General features: G+C 64.3%; 15 protein-coding genes. 5 read left to right on the top strand and 10 right to left on the bottom strand.

The annotated features are described in order from the left end of the window. Positions 1 to 72 precede the first annotated feature (72 nt). The 4 genes from QN085_RS11000 (at position 73) to QN085_RS10985 (ending at position 4459) form a co-directional block, all read left to right on the top strand. Entirely contained in the window at positions 73 to 1164 is a 1092-nt protein-coding gene (locus QN085_RS11000) for a glycerol dehydrogenase (protein ID WP_023663394.1), read from the top strand. A gap of 48 nt (positions 1165 to 1212) precedes the next feature. Then, complete coding sequence (locus QN085_RS10995; RefSeq protein WP_003257657.1) at positions 1213 to 2100, top strand: transketolase; 888 nt, start codon at positions 1213 to 1215, stop codon at positions 2098 to 2100. 3 nt (positions 2101 to 2103) lie between these two features. Then, entirely contained in the window at positions 2104 to 3084 is a 981-nt protein-coding gene (locus QN085_RS10990) for a transketolase family protein (RefSeq protein ID WP_003257656.1), read from the top strand. Between the two features lie 64 nt (positions 3085 to 3148). Next, positions 3149 to 4459 carry an MFS transporter gene (locus QN085_RS10985; RefSeq protein WP_013972187.1) on the top strand — a complete coding sequence of 437 codons (1311 nt, stop codon included), beginning with the start codon at positions 3149 to 3151 and terminating at the stop codon, positions 4457 to 4459. Positions 4460 to 4498: 39 nt separating this feature from the next. Here QN085_RS10985 and QN085_RS10980 read toward each other — a convergent pair whose 3' ends face one another. Genes QN085_RS10980 through QN085_RS10965 form a run of 4 tightly spaced genes read right to left on the bottom strand, consistent with a single transcriptional unit; the run spans position 4499 to position 10372 of the window. Then, a complete protein-coding gene (locus tag QN085_RS10980; protein ID WP_041506074.1) occupies positions 4499 to 5881 on the bottom strand; it encodes an efflux transporter outer membrane subunit in 1383 nt (460 codons plus the stop codon). Next, a complete protein-coding gene (locus tag QN085_RS10975; protein WP_041506075.1) occupies positions 5878 to 9051 on the bottom strand; it encodes an efflux RND transporter permease subunit in 3174 nt (1057 codons plus the stop codon). Before QN085_RS10975 ends, QN085_RS10980 begins: the two co-directional genes overlap by 4 nt. After that, positions 9048 to 10217 (bottom strand): efflux RND transporter periplasmic adaptor subunit, encoded by a 1170-nt coding sequence (locus QN085_RS10970; protein ID WP_038410393.1) that lies wholly within the window; start codon positions 10215 to 10217, stop codon positions 9048 to 9050. Before QN085_RS10970 ends, QN085_RS10975 begins: the two co-directional genes overlap by 4 nt. Before the next feature lie 17 nt (positions 10218 to 10234). Then, the gene (locus tag QN085_RS10965) at positions 10235 to 10372 is read right to left on the bottom strand and encodes a hypothetical protein (RefSeq protein ID WP_023662445.1); all 138 of its coding nucleotides are present in this window, start codon (positions 10370 to 10372) and stop codon (positions 10235 to 10237) included. A 234-nt stretch (positions 10373 to 10606) separates the two neighbouring features. Between QN085_RS10965 and QN085_RS10960 the strand changes: the two genes are divergently transcribed. Beyond that, positions 10607 to 12259 carry a SulP family inorganic anion transporter gene (locus QN085_RS10960; RefSeq protein ID WP_031325238.1) on the top strand — a complete coding sequence of 551 codons (1653 nt, stop codon included), beginning with the start codon at positions 10607 to 10609 and terminating at the stop codon, positions 12257 to 12259. Positions 12260 to 12472: 213 nt separating this feature from the next. Here QN085_RS10960 and QN085_RS10955 read toward each other — a convergent pair whose 3' ends face one another. The 6 genes from QN085_RS10955 to pedH all read right to left on the bottom strand — a co-directional run bounded on the left by QN085_RS10955 (position 12473) and on the right by pedH (position 19573). Beyond that, entirely contained in the window at positions 12473 to 14200 is a 1728-nt protein-coding gene (locus tag QN085_RS10955; RefSeq protein ID WP_015270056.1) for a PAS domain-containing hybrid sensor histidine kinase/response regulator, read from the bottom strand. After that, positions 14184 to 15347 carry an alcohol dehydrogenase-like regulatory protein ErcA gene (gene ercA, locus QN085_RS10950; protein ID WP_013972181.1) on the bottom strand — a complete coding sequence of 388 codons (1164 nt, stop codon included), beginning with the start codon at positions 15345 to 15347 and terminating at the stop codon, positions 14184 to 14186. The genes QN085_RS10955 and ercA overlap by 17 nt, the downstream gene beginning before the upstream one ends. 89 nt (positions 15348 to 15436) lie before the next feature. Further along, complete coding sequence (gene pqqD / locus QN085_RS10945; protein ID WP_003257646.1) at positions 15437 to 15709, bottom strand: pyrroloquinoline quinone biosynthesis peptide chaperone PqqD; 273 nt, start codon at positions 15707 to 15709, stop codon at positions 15437 to 15439. Positions 15710 to 15761: 52 nt separating this feature from the next. Beyond that, positions 15762 to 15833, bottom strand: a complete 72-nt coding sequence (pqqA, locus tag QN085_RS10940; RefSeq protein WP_003253598.1) for a pyrroloquinoline quinone precursor peptide PqqA — start codon at positions 15831 to 15833, stop codon at positions 15762 to 15764. A 272-nt stretch (positions 15834 to 16105) separates the two neighbouring features. After that, entirely contained in the window at positions 16106 to 17626 is a 1521-nt protein-coding gene (exaC, locus tag QN085_RS10935; protein WP_024086835.1) for an acetaldehyde dehydrogenase ExaC, read from the bottom strand. Positions 17627 to 17788: 162 nt separating this feature from the next. After that, a complete protein-coding gene (gene pedH, locus QN085_RS10930; RefSeq protein WP_024086834.1) occupies positions 17789 to 19573 on the bottom strand; it encodes a PQQ-dependent alcohol dehydrogenase PedH in 1785 nt (594 codons plus the stop codon). Positions 19574 to 19590 lie beyond the last annotated feature (17 nt).

Raw genomic sequence — 19590 nt, 5'->3', positions numbered from 1 at the left:
GATGCATCACAAATGACGCAGATCCCCTGAGGTCTCGCATAACAACAACAAACAGTCATAAAGAGGTGCCGTATGAATCTGGTATTCGGCTCACCCGGGCGCTATGTGCAAGGCCCCGATGTTCTTGACGAGGCAGGCCAGTACCTGGCCCATTGCGGCCGCCGAGCCGTGGTGGTCATCGACAGCTTCGTGATCGGCTTGGTCAAGGAGCGCCTCGACGCCACCTGCGCTCGCGCCGATGTGCAACTGCACTACATCACCTTCGATGGCGAAATCACCGCCAAGGGCATCGCCGGCCTGCGCCAATCGGCCGCGCGCTTCGACTTCGACGTGGTCCTGGCGGTCGGTGGCGGCAAATCGATCGATGCCGGCAAGGCGTTGGCCCACACCTGCGGTGCGGCGCTGGTGAGCATGCCCACGGTTGCCTCCAACGATGCGCCTACTTCGAAAAACTTCGTGGTATACGACGAGCATCACCAACTCAGCGAAGTCGGCCACCTGCTCAGCAGCCCACGCTATGTCCTGGTCGACACCCGCCTGATAGCCCAGGCCCCGCGCCCCTTCCTTCTGGCCGGCATCGCCGACGCACTGACCAAGAAGTTCGAAGCCGAGCAATGCCTCAAAGCCGGCGGCGTGAACATGTTTGGCGCTCGCCCGTCGATTGCCGGGGTCACCCTGGCCCGCGAATGCTATACCGTGCTGCGCGCCCATGCCGAAGAGGGCCTGGCGCTGGCCGGCAGCGGCCAGGTCAACGAAGCGTTCGAACGCCTGATCGAAGCCGTGCTGCTGATGAGCGGCCTGGGCTTCGAGAGTGGCGGCCTGTCCATCGCCCACGCGATGACCCGTGGCCTGTCGAAGATCCCCGGTGCCCGCGACCAGGTGCATGGCTGGCAGGTTGCCTATGGTCTGTTGGTGCAACTGGTACTTGAAGACCGCGAAGCGGCCTTCATGGCCGAATTGCTGGCCTTCTACCGACGCATCGGGCTGCCCTGCAACCTGGCCGAACTAGGTGTGACGGGCGTCGACGACGCCACCTTGCTCAAGGTCGCCGAACCCACCCTGCAAGCCCCCCACGCACGCAACTTCGTGCGTGGCAACGGCCAACCCCTACACAGCGGTGAACTGATCGAAGCCATGCGCGCACTCGAATCCCTGACCCGCTGATTTCCCCCGGCAACACCCACCCTGCTATGCCTGCATTTGGAGGTAGAGATGGCTACACCCCGTAAAACCCTTGAGGCCTGGAAAGCCAGCGATTTCGTGCCCAGCGCCGAGACCGTCGCCCACCTGCGCGAACGGGCGAAATTCGTCCGCCTGGAAACCATTCGCCTGATCGAGATCGCCAAGACCGGCCACTACACCTCGGTGTTCTCCGCTGCCGAACTGTTCTCGGCGCTGTACTACGACGTGATGAACCTGCGCCCCGAGGAGCCGGGCTGGGCCGGGCGCGACCGCTTCCTGATGGGCAAGGGCCACGCGGCCGTTGGCCAGTTCCCGATACTTGCCGACCTCGGCATGTTCCCCAAGGCGTGGCTGGATGACTACACGCGACTGGGTAGCCCTCTGGGTGATCACCCTGATATGCGCAAGGTACCCGGCATCGACTTCTCTTCCGGCTCCATTGGCCACGCCCTTTCCGGGGGCCTGGGCATGTGCCTGGCCCAGCGTTTCACTGGCGAAAGCTACGACGTGTTCGTCATGCTCGGTGACGGCGAAATGCAGGAAGGCCAGGTCTGGGAAGCTGCCATGGGTGCCGCCCACCACAAGGCCAACCGGTTGATCGCGATCGTCGACCGAAACGGCTTCCAGCTCGACGGTAGCGTCGACGACGTGATCGGCGTCGAGCCGCTGGACGAAAAATGGCGCGCCTTCGGCTGGGAAGTGCACGTCATCGATGGCCACGACATCCGCGCGGTTGCCACCACCCTGCGCAAGGTCAAGGCCGACGAAAACCGCGACAAGCCGGTGTGCATCATCGCCAAGACCGTCAAGGGCAAAGGTGTTTCCTATATGGAAACCGAGCCGGGCTGGCACCTGGGCTACCTGGACCCTGAAGACGCCAAACGCGCGATCGCTGAAATCGAAGCCAAGGAGATCTGAAACATGAACGCCCCCCTGTCCCCCAACTCCTGGCAATACCGTGGCCTGAATGCCATGAACCCAGGGCTGTCCTACCTCTCCGATGCCCTGATCGAGCTGGCCCGTGAAGGCCATCCGGTTATGGCAGGCTCGGCAGACCTGCAGTATTCCAATGGCCTGAACAAGTTCGCCACGGCGTTTCCCGACCGCTACATCCAGTTCGGCATCTCCGAGCAGAACATGGTCACCGCTGCCGCCGGCCTGGCCACCTGCGGGGTGATGCCGTTCGTGGCGACCTTCGCCTCGTTCCTGGGCCTGCTGTGCTGCGAACAGATCCGCATGGACGTGGCCTATTCGGCCCAGCCGGTGCGCCTGATCGGCCACCATACCGGGATCTCGCTGGGCTTCTACGGCACCTCGCACCATGCCACCGAGGATATCGCCACCATGCGCTCGATCGCCGACCTGGCGGTGGTCTCGCCCTCCGACGGCCCGCAATTGGCGGCAGCGATCAAGGCCTCGGCCAGCTACGACAAACCGGTGTACTTCCGTATCGGTCGCGGCCGCGACCCGATCATCTACGAGCACGGCACAACCTTCGAGTTCGGCAAGGCCACCGAGCACTTGCAGGGTGAAGAGCTGACCATCATCGCCTGTGGCATCACCGTACACCCGGCGCTTGCCGCGGCCCGCAAGCTCAATGCCGAAGGCCGTTCGGTGGGCGTGATCGACATGGCCTCGATCAAGCCGATCGACCGCGAGACGATCCTCCAGGCCGCTGCGCGCAGCAAGCGGATGATGACCGTCGAGGAGCATAACGTGCTCGGTGGCCTGGGCGCCGCGGTGGCCGAGGTGCTGGCCGACGAAGGCGTCGGGGTCAAGCTCAAGCGTCATGGCATCTACGACGAATACAGCCTGATCGCGCCGCCGACCCACCTGTACCAGCACTACAAGCTCGATGCCGCCGGTATCGAGGAAGTGGCCCTGGCCCACATGGCGAGCTGACCCGCCCCGCAATACGGGCAGCGCCGTCTTGGGTGCTGCCCGCCCCATTCGCTCGGAGACTACAATGAACAACATGACCGAGACCCTGCCAGGCAGCGTTGCCTACGCTGCACCTGACGCCACGCGCCTGCGTCGCAAGTCCTTGCTTGCTACCGGCGTCGGCAACCTGCTGGAGTGGTTCGACTGGACCCTTTACACCGTTGCCTCCGTCTACATTGCCAGTGCCTTGTTCGACAAGAGCAACCCCACCTCGGCGCTGCTCGCCACCCTGGCGGTGTTCGCCGCAGGTTTCCTGTTGCGGCCATTGGGCGGCATCGTCTTCGGTATCCTCGCCGACCGCCTCGGCCGACGCACCGTGCTGCTCAGCACCATGCTGCTGATGGCTGGCGCCAGCCTGCTGATCGCGTTCATCCCTTCCTATGAATCTATCGGCAGCTGGGCTTCCGGATTGCTGCTCTGTGCGCGCTTGGTCCAGGGCTTCGCCCACGGTGGAGAGACCACCACGTCCTACGCCTACATCGCCGAGATCGCCCCGCCAAAGCGCCGGGGGTTGTGGTCGAGCACGGTGTTCTTCGCGGTGGGCAGCGGCTCGCTGCTGGCAACCTTCTACATGGCCCTGCTGACCTCGATGCTGAGCACCGAGCAGATGCAGGACTGGGGCTGGCGCATCCCCTTCGCCACCGGTGGCCTGCTGGCGGTGGTTGCCCTGTGGCTGCGCCGCAACATGATGGAAAGCGACCACAGCCCTAGCACTGCCAGCGCAACGCAGCACACTACTTGCTGGAGCCGCGGGCAGGTACTGCAACATGGTGTGCGGTTGTTCCTGTATGAAGCAGGCGCCACCCTGACCTACTACACCTGGGTCACGTCGGCATCGATCTATGCCATGAGCGTGAAGGGCATGGACCCGCACAACGCCTTCATGATGAGCTGCGTCGCCCAGGTCATCTATCTCGCCTTCCTGCCGGTCTGCGGCTGGGTTTCGGACCAGGTGGGGCGCAAGGTCTGTGCACTGATTTCGCTGCTGGGTATCGCGGCAACCCTGTTCCCTCTGTGGGGCATGATCTCCAGCGAGCCGTGGACCCTGATGGTGGCGCAGACTGCCGGCCTGATGCTGGTGGCCTTCATCACCGGCTGCAAGCCCGCATCGATTTCCGAGCAAGTCCCTACCCGTTATCGCACGCGGATGTTCGGTGTGTGCATTTCGTTGGGTGTGGCGGTATTCGGGGGAACTGCGTCGTATGTGACAACCTGGCTTTACTCGGAGCAGATTGGCTGGGTGTTCAACGTCTACCTGATCGTCGTGGCGCTGATTGCCAGTGGCGTGGTACTGATGTGGAAGAACAACCACGGCATTCCGATCGATCAGGTTTGAGTCGTAGACGCTGGGGCTGCCAGGCAGCCCCCATTACGCTTACCCGCCTAACGCACTGACCAGTGCCGCCTGGTTCTGCCACTGGGCAGTGCGTACCGTGGCCAGGGCATCCAGGGCACTGAGCTGGTTGCGCTGGGCCTCCAGCACATCAAGGAACGGCGCCTCGCCAGCCTGCCACGAACGGCGGATCTGCTCGAAGGCCGAGGTCGACTGCTCGCTGGCACGTGCCAGCAGTACCTGGCGCTCCGCATTGCGCTGTGCCGCCGCGAGTGCCGATTCCACCTCCGACACCGCCACCAGCACCGTGCGCCGGTAACTCAGCAACGCCTCCCGCGCCTCGGCATCCCGGACCTGCACCTGCGCCTTGCGCCGGCCACCATCGAACAATGGCGCGCTGGCATTGACGCCGGCCAGCCAGAAGGTCGAGTTGGCCAGCGTGGCCGCGCTCATGCCATTGATCAACGAACCCAACGCCGCCGACAGGCTCAGACGTGGCATCAGCTCTGCCTTGGCCACGCCAACCCGCGCATAGGCGGCAACCACCCGTGCCTCGGCAGCCTTCACGTCAGGACGCCGACGCAGCAGGTCCGCAGGCGTGCCAGCATCCTGCAAGGCCACCTCACGCACACTCGCCGGGCTGGCATGCATCTGCCCGTACAACTCGGCACTGGGCATGGCCAGCAGCACCGAAAGCCGGTGCACGGTGCGCTGCCACTCCAGGCGCAGCGCCGGCACCCGGGCCGCAGTGCGGTCGGCCTGGGCGCGGGCCCGCAGCAGGTCGGCCTCCGGGCTGCTGCCCGCCGCGTACAACTGCTCGCTCAACTGCAAGGTCTCGGCCTGGCTCTGGGCACTCTGGCGGACGATCTCCAGGCGCTGCTCCAGGCCTCGGGCCTGGGCATAGGCCTGGACCACTTCACCCACTAGCGCAACCTTTACTGCATGGGCTTGCTCTTCACTTGCCGTCACCTCGGCGTCAGCAGCGCGGACGCCTTCACGGATGCGGCCAAACAGGTCAAGCTCCCAGCTGGCGCCCAGGCCCAACGAGATCGGCGCATCGATCAGTGCCTCGCTGTAGCCGGTCTGGTAAGCCGAGGTACGCTGGCGTGCGGCACTGGCGCCGAAGTCCAGGGCCGGGCTGCCGGCCGCAGCGCTGACTGCCCTCAGGGCCCGGGCTGCATCGATGCGCGCCAGGGCAACCTGCAGATCGAGATTATCATCCAGTGCCCGCTGTACCAGGCGGTCGAGCAGCGGATCGTGATAGCCGCGCCACCACTGTTCGGTCACAGCCAGCGGTGCTTCGGAGCGGGCATTGAGGTAATGCTGCACAGGTGCAGCGCTGGGCGGCGGCAAGCTCGGGGCAGCGCATGCAGCCAGCAGCGCCGCAGTAAAACCCAGTACGGGGAAACGAAGACGCATGTTCATCGCTGGAAGTCCTGTTCGACAGCCGAAGGCTGTGACGATACCTGCCGTTCGCCGCCGGCAAGGCGACGAACCAGCACATAGAAAATCGGTGTGAACACCAGGCCGAACAGGGTTACCCCGATCATCCCGAAGAACACCGCAGCCCCCACCGCCAGGCGCATCTCGGAACCGGCCCCCTCGGACAGCACCAGTGGCAAGACGCCAAGGATGAACGCCAGCGAGGTCATCAGGATCGGCCGCAGGCGCAGGCGACAGGCTTCCACCACCGCCTCGACCGTACCCTGCCCTTCCTTCTCCAGTTGCCGGGCCACTTCGACGATGAGGATGGCGTTCTTTGCCGCCAAGCCCACCAGGACGATGAAACCGATCTGGGTGAGGATGTTGATGTCCTGGCCCATCAGGCGCACGCCAACGGCCGCGGCCAGCAGGCACATCGGCACGATCAGCAGGATCGCCAGCGGCAGGCTCCAGCTGCCGTATTGCGCCGCCAGCACCAGGTAGACGAACACCACACAGAGCGGGAAGACCAGCAGGCCCATGTTGCCGGCGGTGGTCTGCTGGTAGCTCAGGTCGGTCCACTGGTAGCTGATGCCCGCCGGCAGATTCACCTTGGCCAGGCGTTCCATGGTCTCGATGGCATAGGTCGAACCCAGGCCTGGCAAGGTGTCACCGTTGATCTCGGCGGTCGGGAACAGGTTGTAACGCGGGAAGCGCTCTACCCCCAGGGCCTCGTGCAGCTGCGTCACGCTGGCCAGCGGAACCATCTGCCCGGCCTGATTGCGCACCTTGACCCGCGCCAGGTCCTCTGGCGTGACCCGGTAAGGCAGGTCGGCCTGGGCAGTGACACGGTAGGTGCGGCCGACCAGGTTGAAGTCGTTGATGTAGGTCGAGCCGAAGTAGGTCTCGATGGCCTGGTTGATCTGGCTGCTTGGCACGCCCAGCATCTCGGCGCGCTCACGGTCGAGCTCGACGAACACCTGCGGAGTGCTGGCCGAAAACGGCGAATACACGCCCGTCATGCCCGGTGTGGCGTTGGCGGCGGCAATCAGCTGCGCCGTGGCCTTGGCCAGCGCGTCACTGCCTAGCCCGGCACGGTCCTGCAGACGCAGGGAGAAACCACCGGTACTGCCCAGCCCCTGCACCGGCGGCGGCGTGGCGACAATCACCGACGCACCGCTGACCGCTTTCAGGCGTTCGCGCAAGTCGGCCGCGATCACGTCCGATGTGCGGCCCTTCAGCTTGCGCTTGGACCAGGGTTCGAACACCGGGGCCAGGCCCGCCGAATTGGACGAGTTGGTCCCGGTGACCATCGAGAAGCCCGAGAAGGTCGGCACCCTGTCGACACCCGGCACCTGCAGGGCGATGGCTTCGATCTGCTGGGAAATCGCGTTGGTACGCTCCAGCGATGCGCCGTCGGGCAATTGCACGATCACCACCAGGTAGCCACGGTCCTGGGCCGGGATGAAGCCCTTGGGCGTGGACACCATCAGGTAGGCGGTAGCGGCGATCAGTACGGCATACACGGCCAGCATCAGCGGCGTCCTGGCAACCAGGCCGCGGACGCTGCCGGCATAACCATTGGACAGCCGGGCAAAGCCCCGGTTGAACGCTTCGGCAGCGCGCCGCGGCAGGCCCGGCAGACCGGCACGCAGCGGCGCATGGCCACCGTGACGGCGCAGGATCATCGCCGCCAGCGCCGGCGACAGGGTCAGCGAGTTGAACAGCGAAATGGCCGTGGCCACCGCGATGGTCACGCCGAACTGGCGGAAGAACTCGCCGGAAATCCCCGGGATGAACGCCGTGGGAATGAACACCGCACAGAGCACCAGGGTGATCGCCACCAGCGCACCGCCAATCTCCTGCATGGTGACGATGGTCGCCTGGAGCGGGCTCTTGCCCTCGCCCAGGTGGCGCTCGACGTTCTCCACCACGACAATGGCGTTGTCGACCACGATCCCTACCGCCAGCACCAGGCCGAACAGGGTCAGGTTGTTGATCGAGTAACCCAGCAGCGCCATCACTGCGAAGGTACCCACCAGTGACACCGGGATGGCCAGGATCGGAATGATCGACGGCCGCCAGCCCTGGAGGAACAACAGCACCACCAGCACCACGAGGATTACCGCCTCGTAGATGGTCTTGCCCAGCTCACCGATACTGTCTGCGATGAACGCCGTGGGGTTGTAGCCGATGCTGTATTCGATGCCCTCCGGGAAGTCCTTGCTAAGTTGCTGCATGGTCTGCTCCACCACCTGCATGGTCGCCAGGGCATTGGCGCCCGGACGCTGCAGCACCTGCAGGCCGATGGCCGGGTTGCGCAGGTAGTAGGTGTTGTTGACGTAGGCCAGCCCGGCGATCTCGGTACGCGCCACGTCCTTCAGGCGCACCAGGCGGCCCGCCTCGCCGGACTTGAGCACGATGTTGTCGAAGTCAGCCGGCTCCTTGAGCCGCCCTTCGAAGATCAGGTTCGGCTGAAACGCCTGGGAGGCCACCGGTGGTTGGGCGATGACGCCGCCGGCCACCTGGGTGTTCTGCGCACGCACGGCGGCGATGATGTCGCCCGGGGTCAGGTCGAAGGCGGCGACGCGCTCCGGGTCCAGCCAGATGCGCATCGAATACTCACGCGCGCCCAGCGGGTTAATGTCGCCAACGCCGTCGATGCGCTTGAGGGTATCGGCCACGGTGCGAATGGCGAAGTTCGACACGTACAGCTGGTCATAGGTGCCCTTGGGCGAGGAAATGAAAATGGTCGACAGCTGGGTCGGCGAGGACTTGCGCACCGACACACCGCTGCGCTGCACCGGTTCGGGCAGGCGTGGTGTGGCCAGGGCCACGCGGTTCTGCACCAGCACCTGGGCCTTGTCGACGTCGGTGCCGCCCTTGAAGGTCACGGTCAGGTTCAGGCTGCCATCGGAGGTGGCCTGGCTGTACATGTAGAGCATGTCCTCGACACCGTTGACCTCCTGCTCCAGCGGGATCGCCAGAGTCTCGGCGACGGTCTGCGCCGAGGCCCCCGGATAGGTGGCCTGGACCACTACCGTGGGTGGCGCGATGTCGGGATACTCGGCAGTCGGCAGCACCAGGTAGGCCAGGCCGCCGACGATCATCAGCACCACCGAGAGGACGATCGCCAGCACCGGCTGGTCGATCGAGGTGCGTCCCAGGTTCATAGCGTCGCCTCCTGGGCCGGGTTGGCGGCGGCAACCCGGGTCAGGCTGCGCTGTTCACCGATAGCAGTATCCCCGGCGCGTACCCGTTGCAGGCCATCGACAATGACCCGGTCGTCGGCCTGCAGGCCGCTGACCACTTCGCGCAGGCCGTCATGCAGCTTGCCCAGCTGTACCGGGCGCAGTTCGACGCGGTTCTGTGCATCGAGCACATACAGCACCTTGCGCGTGGCATCGATGCCTACGGCCGTATCCGGCACCAGCAAGGCCTCATAGGCCGGGCGCGCGGAAAACTGCACGCGGCCGAACTGGCCCGGGCTCAACGCCAGGTCCGGGTTGCTGACCCGCGCGCGCTGGCGCAGGGTGCCGGTGGATGGGTCCAGGCGGTTGTCGATGAAATCCATGCGCCCGCTCAGCGATGCCTGGAGCTCGCCTGGCAGGGCGATGCGCACCTGGCTCCCGGCAATGTTGCCGGCCGACTGACGGCGGTACTTCAGGTAGCTCTGCTCGTCGATGTCGAAGTAGATGTCGATGGGATCGAGCGAGACGATGGTGGTCAGCAGGGTGGCATCGTTGCTGCCACCGTTGACCAGGTTGCCTTCGCTGATCAATTTGCGGCTGATACGCCCGCTCATGGGCGCGGTGATACGGGTGAACTCGAGGTCCAGACGAGCGCTGGCCAGCGCGCCTTCGGCGCTGAGCACTTCGGCGCGGGCCGCCTCGCGCGCTTGCAGGCGCTGGTCGTACAAGCTCTGCGCAATGGTCCTGGAATCGATCAGCACCTTGGCGCGGGCATACTCCTGTTCGGCCAGAGCCTGTTGCGAACGGGCCTGGGCCAGTTTGCCCTGGGCCTGGGTCACCGCCGCCTGGAAGCTGCGCGAATCAATGACGAACAGCAGATCGCCCTTCTTCACGATTGCACCGTCCCGGAAGGCTACCTTCTCCAGGTAGCCGCTGACGCGCGAGCGTACCTCTACCGAATCGGTTGCCTCGAACCGGCCGGTAAAGCTGTCCCAGTCACTGATGGTCGACTTCAACGGTTGGCTCACCACCACACTCGGCGCCGCCGGAGCACTCTCCTGCGCCTGCGGGCCACAGCCGACCAGCAATGCCGCCAGCGACAAGGCGAACAGCGCCCTTTTGCCCGTTACGGGCAGTTTCACGTTCATGATCTCCATAACCGGCGTCATTTCCTGAAGGCGTGGGCGTTGAGGGAATGGTTGCGCTCGACGAATGCCGACGACTCCTCGGCGTGAACAGCCAGGGTGGACGACAGGGTGACCAGGGTGGCGAACGCGAGCAGGGCGTGCTTGATGGCGGTCATGGGGAAAGCCTCGGTATTTGAAAGTGAGGCGAATTCTTGGGAATTGCGGGGGCAAGAGAAATAGCGCCGCGAACAAATCAATATTGTGCACTGTTCACGAATATGAACGCTTGAGGGTGCAGATGCCGCGCCTACCCTGCTCCGCCTCGTTCAGCTCGATCAGTTCGTTCAGAGGCACAACAGGCCCATGGCATGCTAAATACTATGTGCATGCACCTTATCAAGGAGCCTGCAATGATCGCGGTTCGCGAAGCCTGGAACGCCGGCCTGTTCAAGCGTGAACACTGGATGCGCAACCTTGTCTCCGGCCTCATCGTCGGGGTTGTTGCGCTGCCCCTCGCCATGGCCTTCGCCATCGCTTCCGGGGTCAAGCCGGAGCAAGGCATCTACACGGCGATCATAGGCGGGCTGCTGGTTTCCTTGCTGGGCGGCAGTCGATTGCAGATCGCCGGACCGACCGGGGCCTTCATCGTGATCCTCGCAGGGGTGACGGCGAAGTACGGAGTGGAAGGCCTTCAACTGGCCACGATGATGGCTGGCGCCATACTGCTGGTGCTTGGCATTACCCGCCTGGGTGCAGTCATCAAGTTCATTCCCGACCCGGTGATCGTAGGTTTCACCGCCGGCATCGGCATCATCATCTGGGTTGGGCAATGGCGTGACTTCTTCGGCCTGCCCGAAATCGAAGGTGGGCACTTCCACGAAAAACTGTGGCATCTGTTGCTAGCCCTGCCGGACCTCCACATTGCCACGACGCTGCTCGCGACATGCAGCCTTGCTTTGCTGATCCTGGCCCCAAGGCTGCCCGTGCTGAAACGCCTGCCCGGGCCACTGGTAGCCATGGTGTTCGCGACGCTGGTCCAATCCCTGTTTCATTTTGACGGTGTGGCTACCATCGGCACCGCCTTCGGGGCTATCCCACAAGGTTTGCCGTCACTGACCTGGCCCGAAGTCTCCCTGGCGCGGGTGATCGAACTGATCGGGCCAGCCTTTGCGATCGCCATGCTGGGGGCCATCGAATCGTTGCTCTCTGCTGTTGTCGCCGACGGCATGGCAGGGACCAGGCACGACTCGAACCAGGAACTGATCGGCCAAGGGGTCGCCAACCTGGTAGTGCCGCTGTTCGGGGGCTTTGCCGCCACAGGTGCCATTGCCCGGACAGCGACCAACATCCGCAATGGTGCTACCGGGCCGTTGGCCGGCATCATCCATGCGCTGACACTGGTACTGATCATTCTGTTCCTGGCGCCACTGGCGTCGAACATTCCACTCTGCGCACTGGCAGCGATCCTGTTCGTCGTCGCCTACAACATGAGCGAGCTGAAGCATTTCAAGCGCATGCTGCAGCGCGCACCGAGAGCCGACATCGCCATCCTGCTCGTCACCTTCACCTTGACGGTGTTCAGCGACCTGGTGATCGCCGTGAATATCGGCGTCATCCTCGCCATGCTTCAGTTCATGCGCCGCATGGCATCGTCCGTCGAAGTCCAGCAGGTGGTCGAAGAGGAACTGGCCAATCAACTGCACAGCAACGGCCAGAAATCGCTGCCCCCCGGCGTGCTGGTGTACACCATCGAAGGCCCGCTGTTCTTTGGCGCCGCTGAAACCTTCGAGCGCGCTCTGTCACAAACGCATACCGACCCTGAACTGCTGGTAATTTGCCTGAAGCGGGTGCCCTTCATGGATATCACCGGGCTGCAGACCCTGGAGGAAGTGATCCAGCAACTGCATGAACGCCAGATCGTTGTGAAACTGTGCGAAGCCAACGGCAAGGTGCTTGGCAAGCTCGAAAAGGCCGGAATCTTGCGCCTGCTTGGCCCCGGGCACTATCACCAAACGCTCGGTACCGCCCTGCTGGAGGCAAAGGCACCGGCGGCACACAACTGACTTGTGATCCACCAGGGCCATACAGAGTCCCATTTCAGGAACAGCCACCTGGCACTGCGCGCCCCCCCTGTAGGAGCGGCTTTAGCCGCGAACACCGGCGCAGCCGGTGCCATGCACCGCGTTGGATTCTTCGCGGCTAAAGCCGCTCCCACAGGGTACGAGGATCGCTTGCGAATTCAGTTATCTGTCACGCAAGGCCATGGGGTTGAGACTTCAGCCCAGCAACTGGCTCAACACCGCACGCAACTTCCCCGGTTTGACGGGTTTGTTCAGCAACGGCGCACCGAGCTTGTTCAAGGAGCGTCGGCACTGATCGCTGCGGTCGGCAGTGATGATCACCGCGGGAATGGCGGCGCCGAAATGTTCACGCAAGTGCCTGACCACCTCGCAGCCGACAACACCGTGGTCCAGGTGAAAGTCCGCCAGGATCAATTCCGGTGCCCGCCCCTGCAAGGCCAGCAAGGCCCCGGCCTGGTCGGTCGCGGTGACCACTTCGCAGCCCCACTGTCCGAGCAGCGCGCCCATGCTCTCGAGGATGCTCACTTCGTTGTCCAGTACCAGCAGGCGGCGGCCCGGCAACGGGTTGCCGGCGCCAGGCTGCGGCGCGGCCTGGTGGATAGGCAGCGGCATGGCTTCGCCGATCGGCACGTCGATACTGAACATCGAGCCACGCCCCGGCCATGAACGCACCTCGACGCGATAGCCGAGAATCTTGGCGATCCGCTCGACGATCGCCAGCCCCAGCCCCACACCCTTGCGATCGGCGGCACGGCCTACGTCAAGTTGGTTGAACTCGAGGAAAATGGCCTGCAGCCGATCGGCCGCGATGCCCCGCCCGGTATCCCACACCTCCAGGCGCAAGTGATCGCCGCGGCGCCTGGCGCCCAGCAGAATCCTGCCCTCATCGGTATAACGGCAGGCGTTGCTGAGAAAGTTGCGCAGGATACGCGTCATCAGCCGCAGGTCGGTGCTGATGGCGTAGTCGGCAATGCGCGCACGCAACTTCAGGCCTGCCGCATCGGCCACCGTGCGGAACTCCGAGACCAGTGGCCCGAACAGCTCATCGAGGCGGTACAGCGCCACGTCCGGCTTGACCGCCGCCTGGTCGAGCCGGGAAATGTCCAGCAGGTCGGTCAGCAGGTCTTCAGCGCCCTCCAGCGCCTGATGGGTACGCTCCACCAGCACTTTTTCCGCTTCTGGCAGCGGTCTTTCGCGCAAGGTCGAGATCAGCAGCCGCGCGGCATTCAGCGGTTGCAGCAGGTCATGGCTGGCGGCAGCGAGGTACTTGTCCTTGCTGCGGTTGGCGGTTTCCGCGGCGTCGCGGGCATCGCGCAGGGCGCGGGCGATCTGTTTGCGCTCGGCGATCTGCTGTTGCAGGTTGCGGTTGGCCTCCAGCAGCTCATCGGTACGGGCAGCCACCCGTTGCTCGAGCTCGTCATTCAGTTGCTGCAGGCGCTGCTGGGCCAGCTTGCGTTCGGTGATGTCGGCGACAAACCCTTCCACCAGCCCTTCCTGACCTGGCTTGAGCAACAGGTTCATCAACACATCAAGGTGGCTGCCGTCCTTGCGCCGCAAGCGGGTTTCATAACCGTGCAGGCTGCGTTCACGGGCGAGGGTCGCGGTGATGGCGTGCAACTCTTCGGCCCCGCCGACAAACAGGTTGGCGGCAAGGTCCGTCAGCGGAAACAGCAACGCTTGCGGGTTGTCGTAACCGAGCATGCGTGCCAACGCCGGGTTGGCGGCACGCATGCCGTCTTGCAGGCTGGCCTGGAAAATCCCGTGCACGGCGTTTTCGAACAACCATTTGTAGCGGTTGCGCTCGGCCTCCAGTTCGTCCAGGCGCGCCGCCAGCTCCGGGTAATGGCTCTTGCGCGCCGAGTGGTCGCCCAGCCCCAGCAGCCCGGCCAGCGCCCGTTGCTGCTCGTCAGAGGGCCTCGCCATAGACCACCTCGACATCACGCTGGCTCGACGCACGCGGGTTGGTGAGGATGCACGGGTCGTCCATCGCATGTTGCGACAGGAACGGGATATCGGCCGTGCGCACCCCATGCAGGCCCAGGGTTTCATGGAAGCCGATGGCACGCTTGAGCGCGATCAGGTGCTCCACCAGGCGCGCGCAGATCTGCCGGTGGTTGAGGCCGCGGCAGTCGATACCCAGCACTTCGGCAATCACCTTGAAACGCTCCGGTGCCGAGCTGTAGTTGAACGCCACCACGTGCTCCACCAGCACCGCATTGCACAGGCCATGCGGCAGGTCGAGGAACCCGCCCAGGCTGTGCGACATGGCGTGGACCGCACCCAGGATCGCATTGGAAAACGCCAGCCCCGCCTGCATGCTGCCCAGCATGATCTTCTCGCGCAGGGCGATATCGGTGGGGTTGGCGATCATCTCCACCAGGTTGCCGTTGATCAGGCGCATGGCCTCCAGCGCATGGGGGTCGGTCAGCGGGCCGTGGCCGGTGGAAACGAAGGCTTCGATGGCGTGCACCAGCGCATCGATACCGGTGCAGGCCGACAGGAACGGGTCCATGCTCAGGGTGGTTTGCGGGTCGATCAGCGACACGTCCGGCACCACCGCCTTGCTGACGATGGAGAACTTCATGCGCTCCTGCTGGTTGGAAATGATCACGAACTGCGACACGTCCGCCGAGGTGCCGGCCGTGGTCGGGATCAGGATCAGCGGCGGGCTGGGCACGCGGATCATGTCCACGCCTTCGAATTCGAGGATGCTGCGCCCGTGGGCGACCACGATGCCGATGGCCTTGCCGCAATCCATCGGGCTGCCGCCGCCGACCGCGACGATCACATCACAGTGGTTTTGCCGGTAGATCTCGGCGCCAAGCATCACCTCTTCCACACGCGGGTTGGGCGATACGGCGCTGTACAGGCAGTAGTCGATGCCCTGGGCCTGCAGGCTGGCCTCCACGTCCGCCACCCAACCGGCGGCAATCACACCGGGGTCGCTGACCACCAGCACCTTGCGCGCACCGAAGGTCTTGGCGTAATTGGCGACATTATGCCGGCAGCCGGCACCAAAGATGATCTCGGGCGAAACGAACTTGCGAAGCGGGCTGAAACTCTGGCTCATCGGGAAGCCTGTTCTTATTGTTCTGGAAGGTAACCGCCAGCGTAAAGCATCCCGCAGCGAAAGCAACCAGACCAAAGCCTGGCCACGGCTCATTCGATCCAGTACTTGGCACGGGCCACCTCCAGGAACGCCAGGATGTCCTCGTCCAGCCCCGGCACCCCGGGGAAGCGCTGTGCAAGGCGGTCGATGACCGCCGCCACGCTGCGCCGGCCGTCCAGCAACTCGAGCACCCAGCCGGCACTGGCATTGAGTTCGATGGTGCCCTCCGGGTACAGCAGCACATGGCAGGCCCGGCAGGGCTCCCAGCGCAGGCGGAAGCCCTTGCGCAAGGCCAGGGCTTGTTCGCGATCGATCAGGTTCACAACGGGCATGCTCAATGAAGAACCGGCCATCGCGCTGATGGCCGGACAGGCATCAACGATTGGCGAAGTACATCGTCACTTCGAAGCCGATGCGCAGGTCGGTAAAGGCGGGTTTAGTCCACATGGGGCATTCCTCTTCTTGGTGCCGGGCGATTCCGGTAGAGGCATTAATGCACGAGGGGCGACGGGGCCGAATGCTACTTTGGGACAGGTTTGCGGGGTGCGTTGGTAGGGGTAACACGGAGCAACTTTGGATTTGTGCATGGCAGTGCCGGCCTCTTCGCGGGCTCGCCCGCTCCCACAGGGACTGCACAAGATCCATAGCCTGCGCGGTCCCTGTAGGAGCTGGCTTGCCTGCGATGGGCTGCAAGGCAGCCCCCGAGGCCAGCTCAGGCTTTAGAAGAAGCCCAACGGGTTGATGTCGTAGCTCACCAGCAGGTTCTTGGTCTGCTGGTAGTGATCAAGCATCATCTTATGCGTCTCGCGGCCCACCCCGGACTTCTTGTAGCCACCGAACGCGGCATGCGCCGGGTACAGGTGGTAGCAGTTGGTCCACACGCGCCCGGCCTTGATCCCGCGGCCCATGCGGTAGGCACGGTTGATGTCACGGGTCCACAGCCCCGCGCCCAGGCCAAACTCGCTGTCGTTGGCGATCGCCAGCGCTTCGGCTTCGTCCTTGAAGGTGGTCACGCCCACCACCGGGCCGAAGATCTCCTCCTGGAACACGCGCATCTTGTTGTTGCCCTTGAGCAAGGTCGGCTGGATGTAGTAACCGCTGGCCAGGTCGCCGTCGAGCCGCTCGGCAGCGCCACCGGTGAGCAGCTGCGCGCCCTCCTCCCGGGCAATCTGCAAGTAGGAAAGAATCTTGTCGTATTGCTGCTCCGAGGCCTGGGCGCCGACCATGGTCGCGGTGTCCAGCGGGTTGCCACGGGTGATCTTGGCGATCTTCTTCATCACCTCGGCCATGAACGGCTCGTAGATCGATTCCTGGATCAGCGCCCGCGACGGGCAGGTGCACACTTCGCCCTGGTTGAAGAACGCCAGCACCAGGCCTTCGGCTGCCTTTTCGATGAACGCGGGCTCGGCCTGCATGATGTCTTCGAAGAAGATGTTCGGCGACTTGCCACCCAGTTCGACGGTGGACGGGATGATGTTCTCGGCCGCGCACTTCATGATGTGCGAGCCCACCGGGGTGGAACCGGTGAAGGCGATCTTGGCGATGCGCTTGCTGGTGGCCAGTGCCTCACCGGCTTCGCGACCAAAGCCCTGGACGATGTTCAGCACGCCTGCTGGCAGCAGGTCGGCGATCAGCTCGGCGAAAATGGTGATCGACAACGGCGTCTGCTCCGCCGGTTTGAGCACCACGCAGTTGCCGGCTGCCAGCGCCGGGGCGAGTTTCCAGGCGGCCATCAGCAGCGGGAAGTTCCATGGAATGATCTGCCCGACCACGCCCAATGGCTCGTGGATGTGGTAGGCCACGGTGCCCTCGTTGATTTCGGCGGCGCCGCCTTCCTGGGCACGGATGCAGCCGGCGAAGTAGCGGAAGTGGTCCGCCGCCAGCGGCACGTCGGCGTTGAGGGTTTCGCGCACGGCCTTGCCGTTGTCCCAGCTCTCGGTAACGGCCAGTACTTCGAGATTCTGTTCGATGCGGTCGGCGATCTTCAGCAGTACCAGGGCGCGGTCCTGCACCGAGGTCTTGCCCCAGGCCTCGGCAGCGGCATGCGCGGCGTCCAGGGCCTGCTCGATGTCCTGGGCGCCGGAGCGCGGGAACTCGGCAATCGGCTGGCCATTGACCGGCGAGCTATTGGTGAAGTACTGGCCGCCCAGCGGCGGCACGAATTCACCGTTGATGAAGTTGCCGTAGCGTGGTTTGAAGGACACGACGGCGCCTGGGGTTCCGGGTTGTGCGTAGATCATGCTGAGCCTCTGTGGGTCGATGCCTGTCCGGCGACAGGCGATGAGCCGATGGTAAAAAGCCCCGCCTGCCGGGCGAATGCATCGTTGGCAGCGGGGCTCTCGTCATTTGGTAGTAGGGCCGCTTGCCACAGGGTCCCTGGCAGCAAGCGGCAGGTTGCAGGCTTAGCGACTGGCGCTTGCCGTTTGCAGTTGCTTGGGCAGCTTGAAGGTCCAGAGCATGCCACCCTGGTTGAAGTCCTTGACCCGCTTGGCCACTTCACCGCCCCACAGCGGCACCGCGCCGCCCCAGCCGGAAACCACCGAAACGTACTGCTCGCCGTCCATTTCCCAGGTCACTGGCGAACCGAGCACGCCGGAACCGGTCTGGAACTCCCAGACCTTGTCACCGGTCTTGGCGTTGAAGGCCTGCAGGAAGCCTTCCGGCGTGCCGGTGAACACCAGGTTGCCCTTGGTGGTCAGCACCCCGCCCCACAGTGGCGCATAGTTCTTGTGGCGCCACACTTCCTTGCCGCTGACCGGGTCGATGGCGCGCAACACGCCAATGTAGTCTTCGTTGAGCGGCTTGATGGTGAAGCCGGCACCGAGGAACGCCGCGCCCTTCTTGTAGGCGATGCCTTCGTTCCAGATATCCATGCCCCACTCGTTGGACGGCACATAGAACAGCCCGGTGTCCTTGTTGTAGGCCATCGGCATCCAGTTCTTGGCCCCGAGGAACGCCGGGGCGACGAACACCGAGCTGCCCTTGGCCTCGCTACCCGGCGCCCCCGGCCGGCTGGCCTCGTTGTAGATTGGCCGGCCGTCCTTGTCCAGGCCGGTGGCCCAGGTGATCTTGTCGACGAAGGGGAAGCCGCGGATGAACTTGCCGTTGGTGCGGTCCAGCACGTAGAAGAAGCCGTTGCGGTCAGCGGTAGCGGCGGCCTTGACCTCCTTGCCGCCGTCCTTGTAGTTGAACGAGATCAGCTCGTTGACGCCGTCGAAGTCCCAGCCGTCATGCGGCGTGCTCTGGAAGTGCCACTTGATGGTGCCATCGTCGGGGTTCAGGGCCAGGCGCGACGAGGAATACAGGTTGTCGCCCGGGCGCAGGTGCGAGTTCCACGGCGCCGGGTTGCCGGTACCGAACAGGATCAGGTTGGTTTCCGGGTCGTAGTAGCCGCCCAGCCAAGGCGCCGCACCACCGGTCTTCCACAGGTCGCCGGGCCAGGTCTTGCCCGCCTCGCCGCCGGAAATGCCGTTTTCGATCGCCTTGCCGTCCTTGTACACGTAGCCCATGTGCCCTTCCACGGTCGGGCGCATCCACAGCAGCTCGCCGTTTTCCGGGTTGTAGGCCTGGATCTTGCCCACCACGCCAAACTCGCCGCCGGCGACGCCGGTGATCAGCTTGCCGTTGACGATCATCGGCGCGGCGCTGATGGAGTAGCCTTCCTTGTGGTCGGCCACTTTCTTGCTCCATACCACCTTGCCGGTGTCCTTGTTCAGCGCCACCAGCTTGGCATCAAGGGTGCCGAAGAACACCAGGTTGCCGTACAGCGCCACGCCGCGGTTGATCACGTCGCAGCACGGGCGGATGTCATCGGGCAGGCGCGCATCGTATTGCCACAGCTTCTTGCCGGTACGGGCGTCCACGGCGAACACCCGTGAGTAGGAGCCGGTCAGGTACATCACCCCGTCCTTGACCAGCGGCTGGGCCTGCTGGCCGCGCTGCTTCTCACCACCGAAGGAAAATGCCCAGACCGGCCGCAGGTCCTTGACGTTGTCGGTATTGAGCAGGTTCAGCGGGCTGTAGCGCTGGCCCTGCACGCCCAGGCCATTGGTCACGATCTGCTGCGGGTTCTTCGGGTCCTGGAGAATTTCTTCATTGCTGACAGCGGCGTGGGCTGCACCGGCAAGCAGCATGGCGCTGAGCACCAGGCTCAAGGCGAACACGGGACGACGTGTGGATCGGGTCATGACGGCTACCTTTGGTT

Origin of the sequence: Pseudomonas sp. M2(2023) (genome assembly GCF_030263955.1) — a bacterium.
In the GTDB taxonomy this organism is placed as follows: domain Bacteria; phylum Pseudomonadota; class Gammaproteobacteria; order Pseudomonadales; family Pseudomonadaceae; genus Aquipseudomonas; species Aquipseudomonas asiatica.
The sequence above is the reverse complement of the archived record's forward strand: the minus strand, read 5'-3'. Positions and strand labels throughout refer to the sequence as shown.